The 26,568-nt window shown below is 72.9% G+C and carries 23 protein-coding genes; 15 read left to right on the top strand and 8 right to left on the bottom strand.

The window, feature by feature from the left end; genetic code table 11:
* Positions 1 to 210: 210 nt before the first annotated feature.
* Positions 211 to 924, bottom strand: coding sequence for a M50 family metallopeptidase (locus tag BMW99_RS07610; RefSeq protein ID WP_069463546.1), 714 nt, complete (start codon positions 922 to 924; stop codon positions 211 to 213).
* Between the two features lie 62 nt (positions 925 to 986).
* Between BMW99_RS07610 and BMW99_RS07605 the strand changes: the two genes are divergently transcribed.
* The 8 genes from BMW99_RS07605 (at position 987) to def (ending at position 8,714) form a co-directional block, all read left to right on the top strand.
* On the top strand, positions 987 to 1,802 hold the full coding sequence (locus BMW99_RS07605) for an SOS response-associated peptidase (protein WP_069463547.1): 816 nt from the start codon (positions 987 to 989) through the stop codon (positions 1,800 to 1,802).
* The gene (locus BMW99_RS07600) at positions 1,802 to 2,488 is read left to right on the top strand and encodes an alpha/beta hydrolase family protein (protein WP_069463548.1); all 687 of its coding nucleotides are present in this window, start codon (positions 1,802 to 1,804) and stop codon (positions 2,486 to 2,488) included. Before BMW99_RS07605 ends, BMW99_RS07600 begins: the two co-directional genes overlap by 1 nt.
* Before the next feature lie 399 nt (positions 2,489 to 2,887).
* Positions 2,888 to 3,556, top strand: a complete 669-nt coding sequence (locus tag BMW99_RS07595; protein ID WP_069463549.1) for a sigma-70 family RNA polymerase sigma factor — start codon at positions 2,888 to 2,890, stop codon at positions 3,554 to 3,556.
* Positions 3,553 to 3,861: a mycothiol system anti-sigma-R factor gene (gene rsrA / locus BMW99_RS07590; protein WP_069463550.1), complete on the top strand. Its 309-nt coding sequence runs from the start codon at positions 3,553 to 3,555 to the stop codon at positions 3,859 to 3,861. Before BMW99_RS07595 ends, rsrA begins: the two co-directional genes overlap by 4 nt.
* Before the next feature lie 190 nt (positions 3,862 to 4,051).
* Positions 4,052 to 5,587, top strand: a complete 1,536-nt coding sequence (locus tag BMW99_RS07585) for an HD-GYP domain-containing protein (RefSeq protein ID WP_075016479.1) — start codon at positions 4,052 to 4,054, stop codon at positions 5,585 to 5,587.
* Positions 5,584 to 6,888: an HD-GYP domain-containing protein gene (locus BMW99_RS07580; RefSeq protein WP_407640269.1), complete on the top strand. Its 1,305-nt coding sequence runs from the start codon at positions 5,584 to 5,586 to the stop codon at positions 6,886 to 6,888. The genes BMW99_RS07585 and BMW99_RS07580 overlap by 4 nt, the downstream gene beginning before the upstream one ends.
* Positions 6,889 to 6,990: 102 nt before the next feature.
* The gene (locus BMW99_RS07575; protein ID WP_069464246.1) at positions 6,991 to 7,995 is read left to right on the top strand and encodes a tetratricopeptide repeat protein; all 1,005 of its coding nucleotides are present in this window, start codon (positions 6,991 to 6,993) and stop codon (positions 7,993 to 7,995) included.
* A 95-nt stretch (positions 7,996 to 8,090) separates the two neighbouring features.
* Positions 8,091 to 8,714, top strand: coding sequence for a peptide deformylase (def, locus tag BMW99_RS07570; RefSeq protein WP_069464247.1), 624 nt, complete (start codon positions 8,091 to 8,093; stop codon positions 8,712 to 8,714).
* Positions 8,715 to 8,805: 91 nt separating this feature from the next.
* Here def and BMW99_RS07565 read toward each other — a convergent pair whose 3' ends face one another.
* From BMW99_RS07565 to BMW99_RS41230, 3 genes are all read right to left on the bottom strand, one after another.
* Complete coding sequence (locus BMW99_RS07565; protein WP_069464248.1) at positions 8,806 to 9,825, bottom strand: ribonucleotide-diphosphate reductase subunit beta; 1,020 nt, start codon at positions 9,823 to 9,825, stop codon at positions 8,806 to 8,808.
* Positions 9,816 to 12,230 carry a ribonucleoside-diphosphate reductase subunit alpha gene (locus BMW99_RS07560; RefSeq protein ID WP_069464249.1) on the bottom strand — a complete coding sequence of 805 codons (2,415 nt, stop codon included), beginning with the start codon at positions 12,228 to 12,230 and terminating at the stop codon, positions 9,816 to 9,818. Before BMW99_RS07560 ends, BMW99_RS07565 begins: the two co-directional genes overlap by 10 nt.
* Positions 12,231 to 12,556: 326 nt before the next feature.
* Positions 12,557 to 12,694 carry a hypothetical protein gene (locus BMW99_RS41230; RefSeq protein WP_176735525.1) on the bottom strand — a complete coding sequence of 46 codons (138 nt, stop codon included), beginning with the start codon at positions 12,692 to 12,694 and terminating at the stop codon, positions 12,557 to 12,559.
* 88 nt (positions 12,695 to 12,782) lie between these two features.
* Here BMW99_RS41230 and BMW99_RS07555 point away from each other — a divergent pair, with 88 nt between their 5' ends.
* Complete coding sequence (locus BMW99_RS07555) at positions 12,783 to 13,736, top strand: helix-turn-helix domain-containing protein (RefSeq protein WP_069464250.1); 954 nt, start codon at positions 12,783 to 12,785, stop codon at positions 13,734 to 13,736.
* A gap of 509 nt (positions 13,737 to 14,245) precedes the next feature.
* On the opposite strand, the gene mctP is transcribed toward BMW99_RS07555, so the two are convergent.
* The 3 genes from mctP to BMW99_RS07540 form a co-directional block, all read right to left on the bottom strand.
* Positions 14,246 to 15,913 (bottom strand): monocarboxylate uptake permease MctP, encoded by a 1,668-nt coding sequence (gene mctP / locus BMW99_RS07550; protein WP_075016478.1) that lies wholly within the window; start codon positions 15,911 to 15,913, stop codon positions 14,246 to 14,248.
* A complete protein-coding gene (locus tag BMW99_RS07545; protein WP_069465122.1) occupies positions 15,910 to 16,167 on the bottom strand; it encodes a DUF3311 domain-containing protein in 258 nt (85 codons plus the stop codon). Before BMW99_RS07545 ends, mctP begins: the two co-directional genes overlap by 4 nt.
* 125 nt (positions 16,168 to 16,292) lie before the next feature.
* Complete coding sequence (locus BMW99_RS07540) at positions 16,293 to 17,060, bottom strand: GntR family transcriptional regulator (protein ID WP_069465123.1); 768 nt, start codon at positions 17,058 to 17,060, stop codon at positions 16,293 to 16,295.
* 316 nt (positions 17,061 to 17,376) lie between these two features.
* Between BMW99_RS07540 and BMW99_RS07535 the strand changes: the two genes are divergently transcribed.
* The 4 genes from BMW99_RS07535 to BMW99_RS07520 are packed head-to-tail and all read left to right on the top strand — an operon-like array spanning position 17,377 to position 22,095.
* A complete protein-coding gene (locus BMW99_RS07535; RefSeq protein WP_069465124.1) occupies positions 17,377 to 18,654 on the top strand; it encodes an extracellular solute-binding protein in 1,278 nt (425 codons plus the stop codon).
* Positions 18,655 to 18,710: 56 nt separating this feature from the next.
* Positions 18,711 to 19,709: a carbohydrate ABC transporter permease gene (locus tag BMW99_RS07530; protein WP_069465125.1), complete on the top strand. Its 999-nt coding sequence runs from the start codon at positions 18,711 to 18,713 to the stop codon at positions 19,707 to 19,709.
* Positions 19,706 to 20,590 (top strand): carbohydrate ABC transporter permease, encoded by an 885-nt coding sequence (locus tag BMW99_RS07525; RefSeq protein WP_075016477.1) that lies wholly within the window; start codon positions 19,706 to 19,708, stop codon positions 20,588 to 20,590. Before BMW99_RS07530 ends, BMW99_RS07525 begins: the two co-directional genes overlap by 4 nt.
* Complete coding sequence (locus BMW99_RS07520; RefSeq protein WP_075016476.1) at positions 20,587 to 22,095, top strand: glycoside hydrolase family 3 protein; 1,509 nt, start codon at positions 20,587 to 20,589, stop codon at positions 22,093 to 22,095. The genes BMW99_RS07525 and BMW99_RS07520 overlap by 4 nt, the downstream gene beginning before the upstream one ends.
* 141 nt (positions 22,096 to 22,236) lie before the next feature.
* On the opposite strand, the gene nagB is transcribed toward BMW99_RS07520, so the two are convergent.
* Positions 22,237 to 23,022, bottom strand: a complete 786-nt coding sequence (gene nagB / locus BMW99_RS07515) for a glucosamine-6-phosphate deaminase (protein ID WP_075016475.1) — start codon at positions 23,020 to 23,022, stop codon at positions 22,237 to 22,239.
* Between the two features lie 207 nt (positions 23,023 to 23,229).
* Here nagB and BMW99_RS07510 point away from each other — a divergent pair, with 207 nt between their 5' ends.
* Both BMW99_RS07510 and BMW99_RS07505 read left to right on the top strand, forming a co-directional pair.
* A complete protein-coding gene (locus tag BMW99_RS07510) occupies positions 23,230 to 24,252 on the top strand; it encodes an SIS domain-containing protein (protein WP_069465113.1) in 1,023 nt (340 codons plus the stop codon).
* A gap of 781 nt (positions 24,253 to 25,033) precedes the next feature.
* Entirely contained in the window at positions 25,034 to 26,476 is a 1,443-nt protein-coding gene (locus tag BMW99_RS07505) for a sensor histidine kinase (protein ID WP_069465110.1), read from the top strand.
* Positions 26,477 to 26,568 lie beyond the last annotated feature (92 nt).

Here is a 26,568-nt window from a genome sequence, read left to right as displayed (position 1 = left end):
TCGGGTGCGGGGAGATAAGTCGGCGAATCGGCCGAAACCGACTGGAAACACAAGGATCTCCGCTCGCGGCCGGGCGCCGCCCGTACCGGCGGTCACCCCAGCTCGCGGGAGGGTCCGCCGGGCGGGCTCCGGGAGCCCGGGACGCGGTCGCCGGGTGCGCCCGGCGGTGTGTCCGTCCGGATGTCCCCGCGGCGCCCGCCGCGGCCGCGCTCACCGGCCCAGCAGCCAGCGGCCGCCGCCGACCAGCGAGCAGATCGCGACGGCGTAGAAGAACAGCAGCCACAGGGCCACCGGGGTGTGGGTGAGCCGGGCGAGCTGGTCGGCGTCCGAGGAGCCGCTGCGGTCCCGTCGCCTGGTGCGCTGCAGCTCGGCGACCGGCCGCGCCCCGCCGACCAGCAGGAACCACACCACCAGGTACGCGAACGCGGCCTGCACCTGGGCCTTGGTCAGCCACGACACCAGCAGGAACAGCGCGCAGGCGATCACCACGGTGAGCGCGCCGTAGGCGTTGCGGATCATCACGAGCATGACCAGGAGCAGCGCGGTGGCGCCCCACAGGAGCGCGGTGATGTGCCCGGCGGCCAGCAGGCCCGCGCCGGCCAGGCCCAGCAGCGGCGGCGCGGTGTAGCCCGCGGCCGCCGTCAGCACCATGCCCAGGCCGTGCGGCTTGCCGCGCGAGACGGTCAGGCCCGAGGTGTCGGAGTGCAGGCGTATGCCGTCCAGCCGGCGGCCGGACACCAGCGCGAGCAGGCCGTGCCCGCCCTCGTGGGCGATGGTCACCGCGTTGCGCGTGACGTGCCACACCCCCCGCATCAGCACGGCGGCCAGCGCCACCAGCGCGGTCGCCAGCACCAGCCAGCGGGAGGGGTCGGGCTGCGTGCCGGTCAACCTGTGCCACATCTCGGTGATGCTCGCGACGTTCATCGGGCGATCTTCCCTCTCGGGTCCTTGCTACCTGGGGCCTGGGTCGTGGCAGTGTTGCAGCTATGTGTGGCAGGTATGCGGCGAGCCGGAAACCCGAGGACCTCACCGGGATCTTCGAGGTCCAGAAGTGGGAGCCCACCGAGACGCTCGCACCGGACTACAACGTGGCTCCGACGAAAGACGTCTACGTGGTACTTGACCGTCCGGTGCGGGACTCCGGTTCCCCGGAACCGGTCCGGCAGCTGCGGGTGCTGCGCTGGGGACTCGTCCCGTCGTGGGCCAAGACCCCCGAGGGCGGCGCCCGGCTGATCAACGCGCGGGCCGAGACGGTCGCGGAGAAGCCGTCGTTCCGGCGCGCCCTGGCCGCGCGGCGCTGCCTGATACCGGCCGACGGCTACTTCGAGTGGGTCACCGGCACCCAGGAGCGGCAGCTGGAGGAGGAGGGCCGGCGCAAGCGGCCCCGCAAGCAGCCGTACTTCGTCACGCCGGCGGACGGCGCCGTGTTCGCGATGGCCGGGCTCTACGAGTTCTGGCGCGACCGCACGCTGCCCGACGACCACCCGCGGGCCTGGTGGACCACCTGCACCGTGGTCACCACCGCGGCCGAGACGACGGACCTGGCCGGGTACGCGGGGTCGGGCCCGCGCTCGCTCGAGGAGATCCACCCGCGGATGCCGCTGATGATGACCCCCGACCGCTGGGACGCGTGGCTGGACCCGGCGACCACCGACGCCGACGCCCTCGCGCACCTGCTGGCCCCGCCGCCCGCCGGCCTGCTGCGGGCGTACCCGGTCGGCACCGCCGTCAGCAACGTGCAGAACAACGGGCCGCAGCTGGTCGAGGAACTGGCCGCGCCCGAGGAGGAGACGCTCTTCTGATGCCCGCGAAGCACACCCCGGCCGGACCGGCGACGGAGACGGCCGACACCCCGGCGGGACCGGCCAGGATCACCTGGCACCGGCCGCCGCGCGGCACCGCGGCCCGCGGCGTGCTGGCCCTGGGCCACGGCGCGGGCGGCGGCATCGAGGCCCGCGACCTGGTCGCGCTGGCCGCCGCACTGCCCCCGCGCGGGGTGGCCGTCGCCCTGGTGGAGCAACCCTGGCGGGTGGCCGGACACAGGCTGGCGCCGGCACCGAAGACGCTCGACGCCGGGTGGGCCGGGCTGTGGCCCGCGCTGGCCGCGCCGGGCCTGCCGGTGGTGGCGGGCGGCCGCAGCGCGGGCGCCCGGGTGGCCTGCCGCACCGCAGGGGAGCTGGGCGCCGCGGCCGTGCTGGCCCTGGCATTCCCGCTGCACCCGCCCGGCAGGCCGGAGAAGTCGCGGGCCGCCGAGCTGACCGCGGCGGCCGAGGCGCTGCCGCTGCTGGGCGTGCAGGGCGGCCGGGACACCTTCGGGCACCCGGCGGAGTTCCCGCCCGGCCACGTCCCGGTCGAGGTGCCGGACGCCGACCACGGCTTCGCCGTCCCCAAGCGGGCGGACACCACCCAGGAGGAGGCCCTGCGGCTGCTCACCGACGCGGCCGGCGACTGGCTGACCGGGCTCGGGCTGGCCGCGCCGGCGGCCTGAACCGGTCCGGTCCCGCGGGCGGCCGCGGGCGGGAAACAGCCCGGGAAACGGCCGCGAACACTCCGGGAACAGGCCGGGAACGGCGCGTCACGGGCCTCCGACCGGGCGTTCTCGTCCCCGGGAATGACGACATCACACGGCGCGTTGTGCTGAGCGACAGAGCGAAGCAGCTTCCACGAGCTTGGTGAGAAAGGCAGCCGCATGGTTTCAGCCGCATGCCGGCCACGTGCAGAGGCGGACGTCGCCGCGGCACAGGCGGCCGCCGCCGCACCGTATCTGGAGTGGACCGAGTGGTCCTCGTCCAAGGACGGGAAGGGCGGAACCGGCACGCCGATCCCCGGTGCAATATCCTCCCAGACGAGCGTGTCCTCTTTGGGGCACGTCAGCGTCACTGAGGAGGTGGGTCCGGTCACCGGCACCGACGACAGCACGGCGAGTACCGCGGGTGCGTCCGGCGAGGGAGCGGCACAGGAGAGCGAGCGGGAGCGCGCTGCGCGCTTCGAGCGGGACGCCCTGGGCTTTCTCGACCAGATGTACTCGGCCGCGCTGCGGATGACCCGCAATCCGGCCGACGCCGAGGACCTCGTGCAGGAGACGTACGCGAAGGCGTACGCGTCCTTCCACCAGTTCCGTGAGGGCACCAACCTGAAGGCCTGGCTGTACCGCATCCTCACCAACAGCTTCATCAACTCCTACCGCAAGAAGCAGCGCGAACCGCTGCGCAGCGGCGCGGAGGAGATCGAGGACTGGCAGCTGGCCCGGGCCGAGTCGCACATGTCGACCGGCCTGCGGTCCGCGGAGTCGCAGGCGCTCGACCACCTGCCCGACTCCGACGTCAAGGCCGCCCTGCAGTCGATCCCCGAGGAGTTCCGCATCGCGGTCTACCTCGCGGACGTCGAGGGCTTTGCCTACAAGGAGATCGCGGACATCATGGGGACACCCATCGGCACCGTCATGTCGCGGCTGCACCGCGGACGGCGCCAGCTGCGTGAGCTCCTCGAGGACTACGCGCGGGAGCGCGGGCTCGTTCCGGCAGGCGCGGCGGATGAGAAGGGCACGGATTCATGAGTTGCGGCGACGCACATGAGACGGACTGCTCCGAGGTGCTCGGCCACCTCTACGAGTACCTCGACGACGAGATGTCCGAGGAAGCCCACACCAAGTTCCGGGAGCACTTCGACGAGTGCCACCCGTGCCTGGAGAAGTACGGGCTCGAACAGGCCGTGAAGAAGCTCGTCAAACGCTGCTGCGGCTCTGACGACGTGCCGACCGACCTGCGGTCCAAGGTGATGATGCGGATCGAGATGATCCGCTCCGGCGAGGCGGTGCCCGAGCCGGAGGCGTTCACCCCGACCGAGGCCCCCTCGGCCTGACACCGACCTGCCCGGCCTCCACCCCGCACCCTCCGCGTCCGAACACGGCGCGTCACCCGTGCGGGTGAGCCGTGGCCGCCCCCGCTCCTCGACGACGGGCGCGGCCCTATCCTCCTGAGTCTCTGACGGGCTCGGCGGGGGACAGGGCCGCGCCCGTCGCCCACACCCAGGAGCCCGAGGGGAGGCCGCCGTGGCGATCGTGCCGATCGCGCCGGCCCGCCGGCCGCTGCCGCGCGAGGCCCGCGTGACCGTCGCCGCGGTGTGCGCGGCCGGGCTGCTGTGCGCGGCGCCCGCACCCGTGGCGGGACCGCCCTGGCCGACCGTGGCCGTGCTCGCGGTGCTCTACGCGCTGTGCGAGCCGGGCGTGCTGCGCCGGGTCACCGACGGCCCGCACCGCCCGTCGGCCGTCGGGCCGTTCCTGCCGGTGCTGCTGGCCGGCGCGCTGCTGCTGCCGCCCGCGGCGGCGGCGCTCGTCGCGGTGCCCGGGTCGCTGGCCGGCCGCCCGGCACCGTGGGTGCGGCGCTGCTGGCGTGCCGCGCACCTGGCGGTCGCCGTGTGGGCCGCGTCGCTGGCCGCCCGGCTGCTCGGCGGCCCCGCCGCGCTGCGGGCCGGCGACCTGCCGTACGCGCTGCTGCCCGCCGCCGCCGCGGCCGTCGTCTTCTGCGCCGCGGCCACCGCGCTCACCGGCGCCGTGCTGGTCACCGCGGAGCACTGCCCGCCGTCTGCGGCCTGGGGCGAACCGCTGCTCGGCGCGCTGGGCCCGCACCTCACGTACGGCATGGTGGCCCTGACGACGGCCCTGCTGTGGCTGCGCGGGTACGGCGTCTTCGCGGCGGTGCTGGTCCCGCTGCCGATGTACGTGGCCTGCTGGGTGTTCGCACGGGCCCGCCGGGAGCGGGCGGCGCACGACGCGACCGTGCGGGCCCTGGTGCAGGCCGTCGACCTCAAGGACCCCTACACCCGCGGCCACAGCGAGCGCGTCGGCCGCGCCTCGGCCCTGATCGCCGGCGAGCTGGGCATGGACGGCGACCGCGTGGACACGCTGCGGCTGGCCGGCATCCTGCACGACGTCGGCAAGCTCGGCGTGCCCACCCGGGTGCTGCGCAAGACCGGCCCGCTGGACCCCGAGGAGCGCCGGCTGATCCAGCTGCACCCCGAGTACGGCCACGAGATGACCCGCGGCCTGGCCTTCCTCGACGAGGCCCGGGCGGCGATCCTGCACCACCACGAACGGCTGGACGGCTCCGGCTACCCGCACGGCCTGACCGGCGACCAGATCCCCGAGTCGGCCCGCGTGGTGGCGGTCGCCGACGCCTTCGACGCGATGACGTCCACCCGCTCCTACCGGCCGGCCCGGTCCGTCGCCTACGCCGTCGCCGAGCTGCACCGGTGCGCCGGCACGCAGTTCGACCCGCCGGTGGTCGCCGCCCTCGCCCGGGCCCTCGCCCAGCCCGCGCCCCCGCTCCCCGCGCAGCCGCCCGCCGCTCCGGGCGGCGACGGCTCCGGCCCCACCCCCGCCCGCCCCCTGCCCGCCCCGCCACCGGCCCGTGCCCCCCACCCCTCTCCCACGCCGCCCCCGGCCGCCGCGCCGCGCGCCGCCGCGCCGCGCGCCGCCGCGCCGCGCGCCGCCGCGCCGCGCGCCGCCGCGCCGCGGCCGCGCGTCGTGGCGCAGGCGACGGCCCTCGGCGAGGGCCTGCTGGTGGTGGCGGGGGTGGTGGGGGCGTGAGGAAGGGCGGGAACGCCGGCCGGGCGGTGGCCGCGGCCGGCGGCGGCCTGGTGGCGTGGGGCGTCGCCTGGGCCGCTTACTCGGGCGTGCGGGAGCCCGGCGCCGCTCTGGCCTTCGGCGGCGTGGTGCTCCTCGGCGAACTGCTGCGGGTGCCGGCCGGCACCGACCGCGAGGGCGCCCCGCTGGCCACCGCCGGCGGCCTCGGCTACGCGCTGCTCGGACCCGCCGCGGCAGGCGTGTCGCAGACCGCGGCCGTGGTCGCCGCGGCCACCGGCGCGGCCGCGCTGACCGCCCGCCTCACCGCGCCACGGCCCCGCCAGGGCCGGCACGGCCGGCACGCCCAGGCCGCGCCCGCGGCCCCGCCCCGCGCGCAGGCGGCCCTGCGGCGGGTGCTGATCGTCGCGTTCGCCGCGGCCTGCTGCCAACCGCTGGGCGGCGAGGAGGTGTTGACGGGCATGGCCGGTGCGCCCCGGGCCGCGTTCCTGGTGGCGGTGCTGGCCGCGACGGCCCTGTGGGACGCGGTGCTGTCGGCGGCGCTGGGCGCGGCCGAGGGCGGCCGGCCGTTCGTGCCGGGACTGCGCGACGAGGTCAGGGGCCTCACCGGGATCGCGTCGGCGGTGTGCGCGGGCGGCGTGGTGATGGCACTGGCCGTGCGCAGCGCCGGCCTGTGGGCGGTCCCCCTCGTGGCCCTGCCGCTGCTGCTCACCCAGCTGTCGCTGCGCGGCCACGCGGCCGTGCGGGCCACCTACCGGCAGACCGTGACGACCCTGGCCCGGGCCACCGAGGTGGCCGGCTACACCCCGCGCGGGCACGCCGGCCGGGTGAGCGAACTGTCGGTGGCCGTGGGCCGGGAGCTGGGCCTGCCCGCCCGCCAGCTGACGCTGCTGGCGTACGCGGCGCTGATGCACGACATCGGCCAGCTGTCGCTGGTCGACCCGGTGCCGCGCGGGGCCACAGAACCGCTCGACGGCGAGCGGAGGCAGGCCATCGCCGCACTGGGCGGCGAGGTCGTACGCCGAACGGGCGCGCCCGCCGAGGTCGCGCTGATCGTCGAGCGGCAGGCCCACCCGTACCGGGAGCAGCCGCTCGCCGGGCGCATCGTGCGAGCCGTCAACGCGTACGAGGACCTGACGGGTGAGGCGGCGCCCCTGGAGGCCCGGCTGGCGGCGGTGGAGCGGCTGAGGCTGGCCACCGGGTACGACTACGACCCGCGGGTCGTGGAAGCTCTGACCAGGGTGCTGGCACGCCACTCCACCCGGGCATGGTTGGATGCCGGTGCGGATGGCAAGGACCTCGGGTGAGGCCCGTCCTCACCTGCCTGGGACGGTCGGGCTGAGACAACGACCAAAGTGTGCAAGGTTGGTGTCGTACGGGGAAGGCGCGGGGGGAGGCGGGAATCGACGTTGAAGATCTTCGGAAGAGTGCGGCACCGGCCGTCGCCCACCTGGCGCCAGGCCACCGACCGGGCGTTCTCGCTGATCGACGACGGACGCTACGAGGACGCCGGAGCGCTGCTGACCCGCGCCGCGGACCTGGAGCCGTGGCTCTCGGAGTCCTGGTACAACCTCGCCCTGCTGCACAAGTTCCGGCACGACTGGGCGCAGGCGCGCATCGCGGGCCTGCGGGCGGTCGCGCTGCTGGACCGGCCGGTCGGCGCTCCCGACTGGTGGAACCTCGGCATCGCCGCGACCGCGCTGCAGGACTGGCCGCTGGCCCGCCGCGCCTGGCAGGCGTACGGCCTGCGGGTGCCGCCCGGCACCGGCGAGCGCAGCGGTGAGGAGTCGGTGCGGATGGCGCTGGGCAGCGCCGCCGTGCGGCTGTCGCCGGAGGGCGAGGCCGAGGTGGTGTGGGGCCGCAGGCTCGACCCGGCCCGCATCGAGGTGCTGTCCATCCCCCTGCCGTCGTCCGGCCGCCGCTGGGGCGAGGTGGTGCTGCACGACGGCGTCCCGCACGGTGAGCGGGCCACCTCCGGCGCGCCGGGCAGCGCGGTCTACCCGGTGTTCGACGAGATCGAGCTGTGGGCGCCGTCGCCCGTCCCGACCTGGCTGGTGCTGCTGGAGGCGGCGACCGAGGCGGACCGGGACGCGCTGGAGCGGCTGGCCGCCGACGCCGGTTACGCGGCGGAGGACTGGTCGTCCTCGGTGCGGCTGCTGTGCCGCACCTGTTCGGAGAGCCGGATGCCCACCGACGACGGGTCCGCCGTCACCCGCGACCCGCACGACCACGGCGAGCCGGGCCACCCCGGCCACCTCAGCCACCTGAGCCGCGGCTCGGAGGGGGTCCGCTGGACCCCGGAGCGCGAGTGCGGCATCGCCGCGCCCGCCGGCCTGGTCCGCGGCCTGCTCGACAGCTGGGTCGCCGACAGCCCCGGCACCCGCGACTGGCGCGACCTCGAAGAGGTCTGCTGACTCCTCGGCGTCCGGTTCGCGGGGCACCGTGCCCCTGCCCGGCACCGTAGGCTGGGCAGGATCACTTTCAGGTCCCGGGAAGGCGTACGGCGGAGATGTCCCAGCAGCACACTGAGCACGACCACGAGTTCCTCGACGACGTGACGGACGCCGAGGCGCGCGAGCAGGCCCACCGCGAGCGCGGCACGGCCCGCCCGATCACGGTGGTCGGCAACCCGGTGCTGCACCGCGAGTGCCAGGAGGTCACGGCCTTCGACGACGAGCTGGTCGCGCTCGTGGACGACATGTTCGCCTCGCAGCGCGCCGCCGAGGGCGTGGGCCTGGCCGCCAACCAGATCGGCGTGGACCTGAAGGTCTTCGTCTACGACTGCCCCGACGACCAGAACGTCCGGCACGTCGGCGCCGTCTGCAACCCGGTGCTGGAGGAACTGCCCTCGGACCAGCGGCGGCTGGACGACTCCAACGAGGGCTGCCTGTCGGTGCCCGGCGCCTACATGGAGCTGGCCCGCCCCGACTACGCCATCGTCCGCGGCCAGGACCTCCAGGGCAACCCGATCCGGGTGCACGGCACCGGCTACTTCGCCCGCTGCCTCCAGCACGAGACCGACCACCTCTTCGGCCGGCTCTACATCGACCGCCTGTCCAAGCGGGACCGCAAGGACGTGCTGCGGCAGATGGCCGAGGCCACCCCGAAGTTCGAGACCGTCCCCAACGACTGATCCGCGAGGTCCTGCCGGGCGCGCCGCGTCCCGCGGGTCCCCGGACCGGGAACCCGCGGGACGGCGCGCAGAAGCGCAGAAACTCAGGAGCTCAGAACTCCTCGTCCAGGGCCACCGTGCCCTCGACGGCGACCTGGTAGGCCGAGGGCCGCCGCTCGAAGAAGTTGGTGAGCTCCTGCACGCCCTGCAACTCCATGAACGCGAACGGGTTCTGGGACCCGTACACCGGCGCGAAGCCCAGCCGGGCCAGCCGCTGGTCGGCGACACATTCCAGATAGGCCCGCATCGACGCGGTGTTCATGCCGGGCAGGCCGTCGCCGCACAGGTCCCGGGCGAACTGCAGCTCGGCGTCGACCGCTTCCCGCAGCATCGCGGTGACCTCCTCGCGCAGCCGGTCGTCGAAGAGCTCGGGCTCCTCCTTGCGGACGGTGTCGACGACGTCGAACGCGAAGCCCATGTGCATCGTCTCGTCGCGGAACACCCAGTTGGTGCCGGTCGCCAGTCCGTGCAGCAGCCCGCGCGAGCGCAGCCAGTACACGTAGGCGAAGGCCCCGTAGAAGAACAGGCCCTCGATGCAGGCGGCGAAGCAGATCAGGTTGAGCAGGAAGCGGCGCCGGTCGGCCCGCGACTCCAGCCGGTCGATCGACTCCACCGAGTCCATCCAGCGGAAGCAGAACTGCGCCTTCTCGCGGATCGAGGGGATGTTCTCCACCGCCGCGAACGCCGCCGCCCGGTCCTCCGGATCGGGCAGGTAGGTGTCCAGCAGCGTCAGGTAGAACTGGACGTGCACGGCCTCCTCGAAGAGCTGGCGGCTCAAGTACAGCCGCGCCTCGGGGGAGTTGATGTGCTTGTAGAGGGTGAGCACCAGGTTGTTGGCCACGATCGAGTCGCCGGTGGCGAAGAACGCCACGAGGCGGCCGATCAGGTGCTGTTCGGCGGCGCTGAGCTTGGCGAGGTCCGCCACGTCGGAGTGGAGGTCGACCTCCTCCACGGTCCAGGTGTTCTTGATGGCGTCCCGGTAGCGCTCGTAGAAGTCGGGGTAGCGCATCGGGCGCAGGGTGAGTTCGAACCCGGGGTCGAGCAGGTTCTTGTCGCTGGTCGTCACTGGCATGCCTCGCAGGACTCGGGGTTCTCCAGGGAGCAGGCGATCGCGTCGGCGTCGCCGGGGGCGGCCGGGGCGGGCACGGGGACGCGCGCCGGGGCCGGGACCTGCGCCTGGGCGGCCCGGGCGATCCGGGTGGCCGGCCGCGAGCGCAGGTAGTACGTGGTCTTCAGGCCCTGCTTCCACGCGTGGAGGTACATCGAGCTGAGCTTGCCGATGGTCGGCGTCTCCATGAACAGGTTCAGCGACTGGCTCTGGTCCAGGTACGGCGTGCGGGCCGCGGCCAGGTCGATCAGCGCGCGCTGCGGGATCTCCCAGGCCGTGCGGTACAGCGCGCGCACCTCGGCGGGGATCCAGGACAGGCCCTGCACGCTGCCGCCGCTCTCCCGCAGCGCCTCGCGGGTCTGCTCGTCCCACACGCCCAGCCGCTTGAGGTCCGCCACCAGGTAGGAGTTGACCTGGAGGAACTCCCCGGACAGCGTCTCGCGCTTGAACAGGTTGGAGACCTGCGGCTCGATGCACTCGTACGCGCCGACGATCGACGCGTTCGTGGCGGTCGGGGCGATCGCCAGCAGCAGGGCGTTGCGCAGGCCGGTCGACGCCATGCGGGTGCGCAGCGCGTCCCAGCGCTCGGGCCAGTGCGGCCGCACGCCGTAGTGGTCGGGGTGCAGGACGCCCGCGGCGGTGCGGGTCTGCTCCCAGCGCGGCAGCGGCCCGTTGCGCTCGGCGAGGTCGCAGGACGTCTCGTAGGCGGCGAGCATGATCCGCTCGGCGATCCTGGTGGACAGCTCCCTGGCGGCGGGGGAGTCGAACGGCAGCCGCAGCCGGAAGAAGACGTCCTGCAGGCCCGTGACGCCCAGGCCCACCGGGCGCCACTTGGCGTTGGAGCGGCCCGCCTGCTCGGTCGGGTAGAAGTTGAGGTCCACCACGCGGTCGAGGAACGTCACGGCGGTGCGCACCGTCGCGTCCAGGCGCGCCCAGTCCATGACGTCAGCGGCGTCGTCCCGCGCGACGAACGCGCCGAGGTTGACCGACCCGAGGTTGCACACCGCGGTCTCGGACTCCTCGGTGACCTCCAGGATCTCCGTGCACAGGTTGGAGGAGTGCACGGTGCGGCCGGGCTCCGCGGTCTGGTTGGCGGTGCGGTTCGCCGCGTCCTTGAAGGTCATCCAGCCCTGACCGGTCTGGGCGAGGGTGCGCATCATCCGCCCGTACAGCTCGCGGGCGGGCAGGGTCCGGCGGGCCAGCCCCGCGGCCTCCGCCGCGCGGTAGGCGGTGTCGAACGCGTCGCCCCACAGGTCCACCAGCTCGGGGACGTCCGACGGGGAGAACAGCGACCACGGCGCGTCCGCCTCGACGCGGCGCATGAACTCGTCGGGCACCCAGTGGGCCAGGTTCAGGTTGTGCGTCCTGCGGGCCTCCTCACCGGTGTTGTCGCGCAGCTCCAGGAACTCCTCGACGTCGGCGTGCCACGTCTCCAGGTACACCGCGGCCGCGCCCTTGCGGCGGCCGCCCTGGTTGACCGCGGCCACCGAGGCGTCGAGCGTCTTCAGGAAGGGCACGATGCCGTTGGAGTGCCCGTTGGTGCCGCGGATCAGCGCGCCGCGGGCACGGATCCGCGAGTAGGACAGCCCGATGCCGCCGGCGAACTTCGACAGCCGGGCGATCTGCCCGTACCCGTCGTAGATCGAGCCCAGCTCGTCCTGCGGGGAGTCCAGGAGGTAGCAGGCGGACATCTGCGGGTGGCGGGTGCCGGAGTTGAACAGGGTCGGCGAACTCGGCAGGTACTCCAGCCGGTTCATCAGCCCGTACAGCGCGGTCACCTCGTCCAGCGCGCGGGCGGTGTCGTCCTCGGCCAGGCCGGCCGCGACGCGCAGCAGGAAGTGCTGGGCGGTCTCGATGACCTGACGGGTGATCGGATGCCGCAGCATGTAGCGGCTGTGCAGGGTGCGCAGCCCGAAGTACCCGAAGCGGTCGTCGGCGCCGTCCTCGAGCGCCCGCGCGGCCAGTGCGTCCAGCCGCTCGGCGTGCAGCGCGACGAAGTGCGCGGTGCGGTCGCTCACCAGGCCCTCGCGGTGGCCCACGGCCACCGAAGCGGAGAACGCCACCGCGCCCTGGCCCGCGGCCTCTTCGGCGATGGACGCGGTCAGCAGGCGGGCGGCCAGCCGGGAGTACCCGGGGTCCTCGGCGATCAGTCCCGCGGCGGCCTCGATGGCCAGGCCGCGCAGTTCGGCGGCGTCGGCGCGGCCGCTGCGCCCGCGCAGGGCGGCGGCGGCGACCCGTCCGGGGTCGGTGTCGGGAAGGTCGGCGGTGAGCGTCACGAGGTCCCGCAGGAGCGCGGCGCCTGCGGCGTCGGCGGGGTCCTGGGGTGGTACGGCGGCGGTTGCTGCGGGTGCGTCGGACGCGATGGTCACGATCGGTGCTCTCCCTCGTAGCGCGGCGGCGGCCGGCGGCGAGGGACGGAAGGCGGCACCGCGGCCCGCGCGGTGGCGGGGCGGAGCGCGTCCGCGAGCCCACTCCGCGAGGCCCGGACACAGCGCGCCCGATCGCCCGGGCGCGGCGCCGGCAGGCGATCGGGCTGTGCGGGGGCGCGTCGGGGCGCCGCCGCTCACCGTTGCGGGGCAGCGCCGGACTCACACCGGCTTCCCCTGCGGGCAGCGGAGTTGAGCATACATGTTGTGGTCCCCCTTCGTGCGAACCCCACATCTAGTGGTGTCGTGGCGGCGTGTCGGACGGATGGTCAGCGGCGCGCGGAGGCGTTCCCAGCCTCGCGGAGCTGGCGGTCGATGCGGGCGTCGTGGAGCGCGCCGGTCAGCGGGGCGGCGGTCAGGGCGGTCAGCAGGGCGAACAGGGCGGCGATGTCCAGGAGGAGTGTCATGAGTCAAGGGTGCTCGTGCTGCTTACGACCGGACAGTGGCAGGACTGTCGTACTACCGCGACATCCTGCCACGTGGCATGCTCGGACCATGCTGCAGAACGTGGCCGCTCTGGTGCTGGACGGCGTGCACCCCTTCGAACTCGGCGTGGTCTGCGAGGTGTTCGGGCTCGACCGGAGTGACGAGGGCCTGCCCGTCTACGACTTCGCGGTCGTCTCGGGGGAGGGGCCGGTGCTCGGCACCCACGCCGGGTTCGCGCTGTCCGTGCCGGACGGCCTGGACCGGCTGGAGGAGGCGGACCTGATCGCCGTGCCGGCCGGGGAGTCGTTCCTGGACCGGGAGTTCCCGGCGGACGTGCTGCGCGCGCTGACCCGGGCGGTGGAGCGCGGCGCGACCGTGCTCAGCGTCTGCTCGGGCGTGTTCGTGCTGGCCGCGGCGGGACTGCTCGACGGGCGCCGGTGCACCGCGCACTGGCGGCACGTCGACCGGCTGTCCGCGCGGTGCCCGGCGGCCCGGGTCGAGCCGGACGTGCTGTACGTCGACGACGCCGGGGTGATCACCTCGGCCGGTACGGCCGCCGGCATCGACGCGTGCCTGCACCTGGTGCGCAGGGAGCAGGGCTCGGCGGTGGCCAACGCGATCGCCCGCCGCATGGTGGTGCCGCCCCACCGGGAGGGCGGCCAGGCCCAGTTCGTGGACCGGCCGCTGCCGCGGGCGTCGAGCGACACCGTCGGCGGGGTGCTGGTGTGGATGGAGGCGAACCTCGACCGCGAGATCACCGTCGAGGAGATGGCCCTGCGGGCGCACATGTCACCGCGGACGTTCGCGCGGCGCTTCCAGCAGGAGACGGGGACGACGCCGTATCGCTGGCTGCTGGGCCAGCGGGTCCTGCTGGCGCGGGCGCTGCTCGAAGGGTCCGACGAGACGATCGACTCGATCGCGGTGCGCGCCGGGTTCGGCAACGCGGCGACGCTGCGCCACCACTTCACCCGCTGGACCGGCACCACCCCCCACGCCTACCGCCGCACCTTCGCCAGCCGCTGAGCCCGCGGGTCGTCACCGGCCCGAAGGGGCTGTTGCTGTCGCGTCCGGACCACCGACCCGGTGGCCGGTTGCGCGCGCCGTTTTTTGCGCCCCTGATGGTGACCCTCCGCCCGCACAGGGCGAACCCCCCGGCCCGACGGCAACGCCCCTGCCGGGGGACCCCGCGCCCCTGACGGTGACCCCTGAACCCCCGTTCGACGGCAACGCTCCTGCCGGGGCAGCACGCGCCCCGTAGGGGCGCGGGGAACTGCGCGACCAGCCACCGCGGCGCCGCGGTTCGTCACCGCCCCGAAGGGGCTGTTGCTGTCGTGTCCGGACCACCGGCCCGGTGGCCGGTTGCGCGCGTTGGGGGCACCCCCGGCCGAAGGCTGGGGGACCCCGCGCCCCAGATGGTGACCCTTCGCCCGGACAGGGCGAACCCCTTGCCCGGGGAGGGCGAACCCCTGCCCGGGAGGGCGTACCCCCGCCCGGGGAGGGGCGATGGGCTGATCAGGGCCCTGCCCTGACGGCTAGGCGGGTTCGGGAACCCCGGGCGACACCCCGGGCTCGTCCCCCGGCCGGGGAACCGGCGCACCCGCCGTCGTGGAGTCCCCCGATTCCACGACGTAGTCCGTCGCGGACGTCTCGTCCACCCCGGCGGGAGCCTTGACCGCGTTGAGGACGAGCGTGAGGACCACCGCGACGCCCGCGTTGAGGACGAACGCCGTCAGCCCGATGTACCCCTTCTCGCCGATCCACGGGATCATGTCGGAGTTCCCGCCGAAGTGCGCCTGTGTGGGGCTGGTCTGCTCGTACGCCTTCCACGTGCCGTAGGCCATGCCGGCCGCCCAGCCGGCCAGCAGGGCCCAGCGGTGGAACCACCGCGTGAACAGGCCGCCGACGATCGCCGGCACGGTCTGGAGGATCCAGATGCCGCCCAGCAGCTGGAAGTTGATCGCGACGGTCTTGTCCATGGTGAGCACGAAGACCAGCGCGCCGACCTTCACCACCAGCGACGCCAGCTTGGAGACCCGGGTCTCCTGCGCGGGCGTGGCGTCCGGCTTGAAGAGGTCCTTGTAGATGTTGCGGGTGAACAGGTTCGCCGCGGCGATCGACATGATGGCCGCCGGCACCAGCGCGCCGATCCCGATCGCGGCGAACGCCACGCCGGCGAACCACGACGGGAAGATGTTCTCGAACAGCTGCGGGATCGCCAGCTGCGCGTTGTAGCCCTTGATGCCCTTGCCGACGCCGTCGGCCAGCGCCATGAAGCCGAGCAGGGCCAGCAGGCCGAGCATCAGCGAGTACAGCGGCAGGATGGTGGTGTTGCGGCGGATGGTGTCGCGGCTCTTGCCGGACAGCACGGCCGTGACCGAGTGCGGGTAGAGGAAGAGCGCCATCGCCGAGCCCATCGCCAGGGTGGCGTAGGCCCACTGGGCCTTCGGGCCGGTCACCAGCGAGCCGCGCGGCAGGCCGGTCGCCGGGTTCTTCACCGAGTACGCGGCCGACGCCTTGCTGAAGATGTGGTCGAACCCGCCGAGCTTGTACGGGATGTAGATGATCGCCACCGCGATGACGAGGTAGATCAGTGCGTCCTTGACGAAGGCGATGAGCGCGGGCGCCCGCAGGCCGGACGAGTACGTGTAGGCCGCGAGCACCGCGAAGGCGATCATCAGCGGCAGGTCCTTGACGAACCAGTTGGTGGAGTCGCTGCCGCCCACGCCCATCACGTCCAGCACCGCCTGGATGCCGACCAGCTGCAGGGCGATGTACGGCATCGTGGCCAGGATGCCGGTGAGCGCGACGGCCACCGACAGGGACTTGGAGCCGAACCGCCCGCGGATGAAGTCCGAGGACGTCACGTAGCCGTGGCGGTGCGAGACCGACCACAGCCGCGGCAGGAACAGGAACACCAGCGGGTACGTGATGATCGTGTACGGCACCGCGAAGAAGCCGGCCGCGCCGGCGCCGTAGATCGCGGCCGGGACCGCGACGAAGGTGTACGCGGTGTAGAGGTCGCCGCCGAGCAGGAACCAGGTGACCCAGGTGCCGAAGCTCCGCCCGCCCAGACCCCATTCGTCCAGGTGCAGGGCGTTGTCGGCGCGCCGCCAGCGGGCGGCCATGAAGCCGACCACCGTGACGGCGAGGAAGAAGAACAGGAAGACGCCGAGCGCGACGCCGTTGACGTCGTTCTTCACTGGGCCGCACCCCCCTTGCGCGCGCGCTCCTCACGGCGGACCAGGGCGTACGCGGTGTACGTGAGCGCGGCCGCGACCGGCACCCAGGCCATCTGGTACCAGTAGAAGAACGGGATCCCGATGAACCTCGGCGTCAACCGCGCGTACGAACTCACCCACAGCAGGGCGACGAACGGCGCGACGAGGCAGAGTGCGGCGATCACCCGTGAGGGTGTGATCACCGGTGGTGCGGTGTCAGGAGGTGTGGCGGTCATGCGTGTGGCTCCCGTCCCCTAGAGCGACCAGTGCAGTGCGCACGAAACTAGGGGAGGGGACCGACCACAGTCACTACCTGTGCGGATCTCGGTGTGGCCACGGTGTACGCCACCCGGCGGACCGCTCAGTCCACCGGCCGGCTGAGGCGGGCCACGAACTTGTACCGGTCCCCGCGGTAGACGGATCGCACCCATTCGACCGGTTCGCCGACGGTGTCGATGGAGTGCCGGGAGAGCATCAGCATCGGCAGGCCGACGTCGGTGCCGAGCAGCCCGGCCTCGCGCGGGGTGGCCAGCGAGGTCTCGATGGTCTCCTCCGCCTCGGCCAGCCGCACGTCGTAGACCTCCGCCAACGCGGTGTACAGCGAGGTGTACTTGGCCAGGCTGCGGCGCAGCGCGGGGAAGCGCTTGGCGGACAGGTGGGTGGTCTCGATGGCCATCGGCTCGCCGCTGGCCAGCCGCAGCCGCTCGATGCGCAGCACCCGGCCGCCGGCCTTCATGTCCAGCAGCCCGGCGAGCCGGTCGTCGGCGGTGATGTAGCCGATGTCCAGCAGCTGGGAGGCCGGTTCCAGTCCCTGGGCGCGCATGTCCTCGGTGTACGAGGTCAGTTGCAGGGCCTGGGAGACCTTGGGCTTGGCCACGAAGGTGCCCTTGCCCTGGATGCGCTCCAGCCTGCCCTCGACGACGAGCTCCTGGAGGGCCTGGCGGACGGTGGTGCGGGAGGTGTCGAACTCCGTGGCCAGCGTGCGTTCGGGAGGGACCGGGGTGCCGGGGGGCATGGTCTGCGTGATGTCCAGCAGATGCCGCTTGAGCCGGTAGTACTTGGGCACGCGGGCGGTGCGGCCCGCGGTGCCGTTCCCCGTGGACTCCGCCGTGCCCGCGTCGCTCTGCATGACGTCTACTCCCGACTGATGACGTGCTGCCGTCACCGGCTCCTCCGTTGATAGCGGCTCACATGGTGGCACGTGCTGACCTGGTGCTGGGAGGTGGTGGCCGGCTGTCCCCCTCAGGTGTCGGTCCGGTAACAGAGCCGACGGGTGTTCTTATACACCCTTGACACCCCCAAAGGTCTAGGCCAAGCTCCCGGTACTGGTCTAAACCATTAAGGCCACATCCCAGACCCACGAGCAGGACCGGCCGCGGTGTGTCGTCATGCGGTCCGGCATTTCGGGCGGTGGGGGGAGTTTCGGGCATCCTGAGGAGGGTGGCGTGAAGCGCAAGCTCATCGCGGCGATCGGCGTCGCGACCATGATCGTCGGTGTGGCGGCCTGTGGGTCGAACGGGGACTCCGGCAAGTCGAGCGCGTCCTCGATCACCGTCTGGCTGACGGTCGACGCGCAGCACAACTGGCCGGAGCTGGTGAAGGCCGCGGACGACGCGATCATCGCCAAGCACCCGGGCCTGAAGGTCAAGCACGAGTACTACGCCTGGCCGGACAAGAACGCGAAGCTGGACGCGGTGCTCGCCACCGACAACGCGCCGGACGTGGTGGAGATGGGCAACACCGAGATGGTGCCCTACATGGCCGAGGGTGCGTTCGCCGAGGTCGACCCGTCCAAGTTCGACAACTCCGGTGCCTGGCTGGACGGTCTGAAGCAGTCGGTCATGTACGACGGCAAGACCTACGGCGTCCCCTACTACGCGGCCGCCCGCATCGCCACCTGGCGCAAGGACGTCGCGGCCGCGGCCGGCGTCAGCGCCGCGCCGAAGAGCTGGACGGAGCTGACCGGCGACCTGGACAAGATCCAGGCCAAGGAGGGCGCCAAGTTCAGCGCCTGGTACCAGCCGAGCCGCGACTGGTACGCGGCGATGTCCTTCGTCTACGACGCCGGCGGCGCCATCGCCAAGCAGGACGGCGGCCAGTGGAAGGCGTCGCTGGAGGACCCGGCCGCGATCCAGGGCCTCAACGCCTGGAAGGCCATCGAGGCCAAGTACATGCACGGCGACCTGACCAAGGACGAGTCGGACCGCTACATCGTGTACGGCCAGGGCAAGTCCGCGATGATGTACGCCCCCGGCTGGGAGGCGCCCTCCGCCGCCGACCCGAAGTTCGACAAGACCGGCGGCAAGCTGAAGGACAACCTGGTCAACTTCGTGCTGCCCGGCCCGTCCGGCAAGAACATGCCGGTCTTCCTCGGCGGTTCCGACCTGGCGATCCCCAGCAAGTCCAAGGCCCAGGACCTGGCCGCGGAGTGGATCAACGACTTCACCAACACCAAGGGCCAGCAGGTCCTGATGGGCAAGGGCAACCTGCCCAACAACAACACCCAGCTGGCCACCCTGGAGTCCGACCCGGCGTCCGCGGTGACCGCCGAGGCGGCCAAGATCAGCTGGTTCGTCCCCACCGCGCCCGGCTGGGGCACGGTCGAGAAGGCGAAGACCCTGCAGGACATGCTGCAGGCCATCGCGACCGGCAAGAAGTCCGTCGAGCAGGCGGCGAAGGACGCGGACAGCGCCATCGACAAGGTCATCAACGTCAAGAACTGACGTCCGACGACCTGACCATCCTCGCCTCGTAGACAGGGACGACTGAGGAGCACGTGATGAGTGCCGCCGAGACAACCACCGCCAAAGTGCCGCCGAGGCGGCACTCATCACCTCCCGCCGGCGACGGGAGACCATCCGCGGCCCCGCGCCGGACCAGGCTCAGGCTCGGGCAGGCGGCCACGCCGTGGCTGCTGCTCGCGCCGTGCATCCTGGTGCTGGTCCTGGTGCTGGGCTACCCGCTGATCCGGTTGGGCACCCTGTCCTTCCAGGACTACAAGAAGCCCCAGCTGTGGGGCTTCAAGCCGGCCACCTGGGTCGGCTTCGACAACTACCGGGCCATCCTCGGCGACAGCGAGTTCTGGTCGGTCGTCGTCCGCACCATCGTCTTCGCCGGCTTCTGCGTGCTGTTCACCATGGTGATCGGCATGCTGGTCGCGCTGCTGCTGCAGCGGGTCTCGCCGTGGGTGCGGACACTGATCAACATCGCGCTGGTGGCCAGCTGGGCGATGCCGGTGGTGGTCGCCGTCACCGTCTTCAAGTGGATGTTCGACAGCGACTACGGCGTCGTCAACTGGGTGCTCAGCCAGATCCCCGGCGTCGACTACAGCGGCCACAACTGGTTCGCGTCCGGCCCCGAGGGGCTGAGCGTGATCATGATGCAGGTCGTCTGGGGCGCGATCCCGTTCGTCGTCATCACCCTCAGCGCCGGCCTCACCCAGGTCCCCAAGGAGCTGGAGGAGGCGGCCCGGCTGGACGGCGCCGGCGCGTTCGGGGTCTTCCGCTACGTCACCTTCCCCATCATCAAGCCGCTGGTGGTCATGATGACCACGCTGTCGGTGATCTGGGACATGGGCGTCTTCGCGCAGGTCTGGCTGATGCGCGGCGGCCACCCGGAGCCGGAGTTCCAGCTGCTCACCACGTACTCGTACGACAGGGCGTTCGGCGTCAACGACTACGCCACCGGCTCGGCCATCGCGCTGCTCACCGTGCTGCTGCTGCTCGGGGTGGTCGCGGTGTACATGCGGCAGATGCTCAAGATCGGAGAAGTCGAATGAGCGCGATGACCTCGTCCCGGGCGCACACGGGGTCCGCGCCCGCCGTCGCGGCGGCCCGTCGCCGGCGCAACGCCAAGCTGGGCTGGAACGCGCTGGGCCTGCTGGTCTTCGCCCTCGCGGCCTTCCCGGTCTACTGGATGCTCAACACGGCGTTCAAGCCCGCCAAGGACGCCATCGACCCGACGCCGCACTTCTTCCCGTACCCGGTGTCGCTGGAGAACTTCCGCCGCGCGCTGAACATCAGCGACTTCTGGGGGCCGGTCGAGCGCTCGCTGATCGTCAGCGCCAGCACCGTCGTGATCGGCGCCGCCATCGGCCTGCTCGCCGCGCTGGCCATCTCCCGGTTCGCGTTCCGCGGCCGCAAGGTCGTCATCGTCGGCATCCTCACGGTGCAGATGGTGCCGCTGGTCGCGATGATCATCCCGGTCTTCCTGCTGCTCAACCAGATCCACCAGATCGACAAGCTGTCCGGACTGGTGCTCACCTACCTGACGTTCATCCTCCCCTTCACGGTCTGGACGCTGCGCGGCTTCCTGGTCAACATCCCGAAGGAGCTGGAGGAGGCGGCCATGGTCGACGGCTGCAGCCGCACCGGCGCCTTCCTGCGCGTGGTGTTCCCGCTGCTGGCCCCGGGTCTCGTGGCCACCTCGATCTACGGTTTCATCCAGGCGTGGAACGAATTCCTGTACGCGCTGCTGGTGATGAGCCAGGAGCACGAGACGGCGACCGTCTGGCTCGGCACCTTCACCACCCAGCACGGCACCGAGTACGCGCCGATGATGGCGGGGTCGACGATGATGGGCATCCCCGTCGTGATCCTGTTCCTCCTTGTCCAGCGGAAGATGGCCGCCGGTCTGACAGCCGGCGCGGTGAAGGGATGACCGTCATTACCACCCACACCCCCGCGGGAAGCCTGACGCGGGACGCGCTCGCCGTCCTGCAGCCCGGGTTCGCCGGCACCACGGCCCCCGACTGGCTGCTGCGCCGGCTCGACGAAGGGCTGGGCTCGGTCGCCCTGTTCAGCCGCAACATCGAGACGCCCGAGCAGGTGGCCCGGCTCACCGCGCAGCTGCGGGCGGTCCGCCCCGACGTGCTGGTCGCCGCCGACGAGGAGGGCGGCGACGTGACGCGCATGGAGGCGCGCGGCGGCTCGTCGTTCCCCGGCAACCTCGCGCTCGGCGCCGTCGACGACCTCAAGCTGACCCGCGCGGTCGCCGCCGAACTCGGCCGCCGGCTCGCCGAGTGCGGTGTCAACTTCGACTGGGCGCCGTCCGCCGACGTCAACTCCGACCCGGGCAACCCGGTCATCGGGGTGCGCTCGTTCGGCGCCGACCCCGAGCTGGTGGCGCGCAACACCGCCGCCTACGTGGAGGGCCTGCAGTCGGCCGGCGTGGCCGCCTGCGTCAAGCACTTCCCCGGGCACGGCGACACGGCCGTCGACTCGCACCACGCGATGCCGCGGATCGACGTCGACCTGGCCACGCTGCACGCCCGCGAACTGGTGCCGTTCCGGGCCGCCCTGGCGGCCGGCACCAAGGCCGTGATGAGCGCGCACATCCTGGTGCCCGCGCTCGACGCGGAACTGCCCGGCACGCTCAGCCCGTCGGTGCTCACCGGACTGCTGCGGGCGCCCGCCGCCCAGGGCGGCCTCGGCTACGACGGCCTGATCGTCACCGACGGCATCGAGATGCAGGCCGTCGCCGCCACCTACGGCATCGAGCGCGGCACCGTCATGGCCATCGCGGCCGGTGCGGACGCGATCTGCGTCGGCGGCGGGCTCTGCGACGAGGAGACGGTGACCGCGCTGCGCGACGCGATCGTCGACGCCGTACGGGACGGCTCGCTGCCGGCCGAGCGGCTGGCGGACGCCGCGGAGCGGGTGCGGCGCCTCGCCGCCTGGACGCAGGAGCACCAGGGCGTGGCGGCCGGGATCGCGCCGGGCTCCGACGTCGGGCTCGAGGCCGCCCGGCGGGCGCTGCGGATCACCCGGACGAACGCCTTCACCCCGCTGGAGGCGGCGCCGTACGTCGCCGCGTTCACACCGGTCGCGAACATCGCGGTCGGCGACGTGACGCCGTGGGGTGTGGCCGCGGAGCTGGCGCGGCTGTTCCCCGGCACGCAGACCGGCACGTTCCGCACGCCGGAGGCCGACGACCTGCTGACCGCGGCCGGCGACCGCCGGATCGTCGCGGTCGTGCGGGACGTGCACCGGCACGCGTGGATGGCGCAGGCGCTCGACGCGGTGCTGGCCGCCCGGCCGGACACCGTGGTCGTCGAGATGGGCGTGCCGCAGGCGCCGCCGTCCGGCGCGCTGCACATCGCCACCCACGGTGCGGCACGGGTCTGCGGCGAGGCCGCGGCCGAGGCCATCGCGGCGGCCCGCTGAGGCGACCGCCGATCGGACCGCGGACCGGACGGGGGTCGGCCCGCGGACCGGACGGGCCGCGAGCCCGCCGACACGGAAGGGGCGCGGGGAGCCGGTCGGCTCCCCGCGCCCCTTCGGCGCGTTCGCGGTGACGCGGAACGGCTACAGGCCCTGCCAGGCCGGCTTGGCCGCGTAGGTGGCCCGGAAGTACGGGGCCAGCTTGAGCTTGGACGCGGCCGCCTCGTCCACCACGACGGTGGCGTGCCGGTGCAGCTGGAGCGCCGAGGCGGGGACCACCGCGGCCACCGGGCCCTCGACGGTCTGCGCGACGGCCTCGGCCTTGCCCTCGCCGGTGGCCAGCAGCACCAGGTGCCGGGCCTCCAGGATGGTGCCGATGCCCTGGGTGATGACGTGGTGCGGGACCTGCTCGATGTCGCCGTCGAAGAACCGCGCGTTGTCCACCCGGGTCTGCTCGGTGAGCGTCTTGATCCGGGTCCGCGAGGCCAGCGACGAGCAGGGCTCGTTGAAGCCGATGTGGCCGTCGGTGCCGATGCCGAGCAGCTGGATGTCCACGCCGCCGGCCTCGGCGAGCGACCGGTCGTACGCCTCGCACGCGGCGAGCAGGTCGTCCGCGGTGCCGTCCGGGCCCATGAACGACCCGGTGGACAGCCCGAGCGGCTCCACGACCTGGCGCAGCACCACCGAGCGGTACGACTCCGGGTGCCCGCTGGGCAGGCCGACGTACTCGTCGAGCTGGCACACCCGGGCCCGGGACGCGTCCACCGCGCCGGAGGCGACCTTGGCGGCCAGCGCCTCGTAGATGGGCACCGGGGTGGAGCCGGTCGCCACGCCCAGCAGGGCGTCGGGCTTGCGGCGCAGCAGGGCGGCCATGGCCTCCGCGATGAGTTCGCCGCCGGCTGCGGCGTCCGGGACGATGACAACTTCCACTTGGGCCTGCCGTTCTTGGGTGGTGGGTGGCGTCCCATGCCTGAAGCATGTGGTATAGACCAATCTAGCAGAGGACGGCCCCGGCTTGTGGTGCGGAGGACCCTGCCTTGTGGTCGACTTGGGAGCGTCGGCTGCCGGAGGGAGGCGGGTGGAGTGTCGGGCACCGTGGCGTCCGCCGCGCCGCGCAGGGGCGAGCCGGGCTGGATCATGTCCGGCGAGATCGCCGAGCAGCCCGAGGTGCTGCGCCGGCTGCTCGCCGAGGGGGCGCCGGCCATCCGCGAGACCGCCCGGCTGGTCGCCGAGCGCAAGCCCCGCTTCGTCCTGCTGAGCGCCCGCGGCACCTCCGACCACGCGGCCCTGTACGCGAAGTACCTGATCGAGGTGGAGCTGGGCCTGCCCTGCGGCCTCACCTCGATGTCCACGACCACCGCGTACGGCGCCACGGCGCACCTGGAGGACGTGCTGGTCATCGCGGTCAGCCAGTCCGGCGGCTCGCCGGACCTCGCCGCGAGCGCCACGGCGGCAGCCGAGGCCGGCGCGATCACCCTCGCGGTCACCAACAATCCGGACTCGCCGCTCGCGGAGATCTCCCAGTTCCACATCGACCTGCTGGCCGGCCCCGAGAAGGCGCTGCCGGCCACCAAGACGTACACCGCGGAACTGATGGCGCTCTACCTGTTCGTGAAGGGCCTGCGCGGCGAGGACGGCTCGGCCGCCGCGCAGGTACCCGACCTGGCCGCGGAGGTGCTGGAGCGCGGCGACGAGGTGCGGCACCTGGCCGGCCGCTACCGGTTCGCCGAGCGGATGGTGATCACCTCGCGCGGCTACGGCCTGCCGACGGCCAAGGAGGCCGCGCTGAAGCTGATGGAGACCAGCTACATCCCGGCGCTCGCCTACTCCGGCGCGGACCTGCTGCACGGCCCGCTGGCCATGGTGGACAACATCTCGCCGGTCATCGCGATCGTCACCGAGGGCCGTGGCGGCCAGGCGCTGCAGCCGGTGCTCGACCGGCTGCGCGGGCGGGGCGCGGACCTCGTCGTGGTCGGCCCGCGCGCACAGGTCGCCGCCGCGTCGGGCGGCTTCGCCCTCCCCACGGGCCGCATCCCCGAGGCCCTGCAGCCCCTGCTGGAGATCCTCCCCCTCCAGAAGCTCGCATACGAGGTCGCCATCGCCCGCGGCCAGGACCCCGACGCCCCCCGCGCCCTCTCCAAGGTCACCGAGACCAGATGAGCCCTTTTTTTGCCGCGGCCTCGCCTCCGGGCGCTTGTACCCGGTGTCGACACTCGATCGTGCTCGCCCCCCTCGTTCCTCGGGGGCCTGCGCGCGTTCTCCCTTTCGACACCGGCGCGCCCTTCGGCTCGGCCGCTACAAAAACGCGTGCCGCACTCCATTCCCTCGGCCCCTGGGCACCCCTTTCCCGTGGGGTCACCCCAGGGCTCGTCCCGTGCAGGCACTGACGACTCCGGGTGCGCTCCGGGCCGCGGTGACGACTCCGGGTGCGCCGATGTAGGCGTCGAGCCAAAGGGCGCGCCGCTGTCGAAAAGGTGGGGGCACCTCCCAGCGGTAGCTGGGGGAGCGCGGAGGCCCGTGAGGAACGAGCGGGTCGAGCACGGTCGACTGTCGACAGCGGGTACGAGCGCCCGGAGGCGAGAGGCCGGCAAAAAAGGGCAAAAAAACTACGGGCCGCGGTGCCGGGAGAGGACCCTCAACCTCTCCAGCACCGCAGCCCGGAGCTGCCGTCGGCGCCGTGGCCGGTGGGGTGTGCGGTCCCCAGGGGCCCGATAGGGCCGACCTGAGGCGGCGGCGTAGTCAGGGCAGAGAACGCCTTCGCCTCGTTCCGCGCTCCTGTGCGGGGAGCCCGGAGGTCTCACTAGCGATTGTGGACTAGACCATTCGCCGTTGTCCATGGGTTCGGCGCGGATTCCGCCGGGGATTTCCGGCAGTCCGGCGGGCGCCGAACACGGCGGCGCGGCCCGCGGGGGCCGGAAGGTACGCTCACAGCGTGCCCTCCATGAACGACCTCGTACGCGAGCACACGGCCCTCGACGCCCCCGACCTCGAATGGCTGCACCTGCTCGTCTCGGAGTGGCAGCTGCTCTCCGACCTGTCCTTCGCCGACCTGGTGCTCTGGGTGCCGACGCGGGACGGGACGCGCTACGTCTCCGTCGCGCAGATGCGGCCGAACACCGGTCCCACCTCCTACCAGGACGACATGGTCGGCCACCTGGTTCCGCGCGGGCGCCGGCCGCTGCTGGACGCCGCGCTGGACGAGGGCCGGATCGTGCGCGAGGGCGACCCGGAGTGGCGCGAGGAGGTGCCGGTGCGGGTGGAGTCCATCCCGGTGCGCCGCGACGGCCGGGTGCTCGGCGTGATCGCCCGCAACACCAACCTGCTCACCGTGCGCACCCCCAGCCGGCTGGAGCTCACCTACCTGCAGAGCGCCTCCGACCTGGCGCAGATGATCGCCGCCGGCACCTTCCCGTTCCCGGCCCAGCAGGCCGACATGGACGCCTCACCGCGCGCCGGCGACGGGCTGATCCGGCTGGACCCGGACGGCATCGTCCAGTACGCCAGCCCCAACGCCCTGTCCGCGTACCACCGGTTGGGCCTGGCCGCCGACCTGGTCGGCCACCATCTGGGCAAGACCACCGCCGAACTCGCCCCGGAGCGCGGCCCGGTGGACGAGGCGATGGTCAAGCTGGCCAGCGGCTGGGCGCCCCGGGCGTTCGAGGTCGAGGGCGGCGACGGCGTCATCCAGCTGCGGGCCATCCCGCTGAGCCCCAAGGGCACCCGCACCGGCTCGCTGGTGCTGCTCCGCGACGTCACGGAACTGCGCCGTCGCGAGCGCGAGTTGATCACCAAGGACGCGACCATCCGGGAGATCCACCACCGGGTGAAGAACAACCTGCAGACCGTCGCGGCGCTGCTGCGGCTGCAGGCCCGCCGGATGGACTCCGACCGGGCCCGGGAGGCGCTGGAGGAGGCGGTCCGGCGGGTCGGCTCGATCGCCATCGTGCACGAGACGCTGTCCCAGACGCTGGACGAGCGCGTGGAGTTCGACGAGATCGCGGACCGGGTGCTGGCCATGGTCGCGGAGATCTCGCCCGGCCGCGTCACCACCCGCCGCAGCGGCCGGTTCGGCGTGCTGATCGCGGAGATCGCCACCCCGCTGTCCATGGTGCTCACCGAACTGCTGCAGAACGCCCTCGAACACGGCTTCGGCCAGGACGAGTCGGGCAGCGTCGAGATCGGCGTGGTGCGCGGCCGGGAGCTGATCACCGTCACCGTGCAGGACGACGGACGCGGCCTGCCCGAGGGGTTCGACGCGCAGCAGGCCGGCAACCTGGGCCTGCAGATCGTCCGCACCCTGGTGGTGGGGGAGTTGGGCGGCACGTTCGACATGCTGCCCGCCGAGGGACGCGGCACCCGCGTCGTCCTCGAACTGCCGGTCTGAACACGGCCGTCGGCGCGAGCGCCCGCACAGCACGGAGCCCCCGCACCGTCCGGTGCGGGGGCTCACGATGCTGCGTGCTGCGCGTATGGCAG

Source organism: Actinacidiphila rubida (assembly GCF_900110255.1).
Classification (GTDB): Bacteria; Actinomycetota; Actinomycetes; order Streptomycetales; family Streptomycetaceae; genus Actinacidiphila; species Actinacidiphila rubida.
Note: the sequence above shows the minus strand (reverse complement) of the source record. Positions and strands in the feature narration are given on the sequence as shown.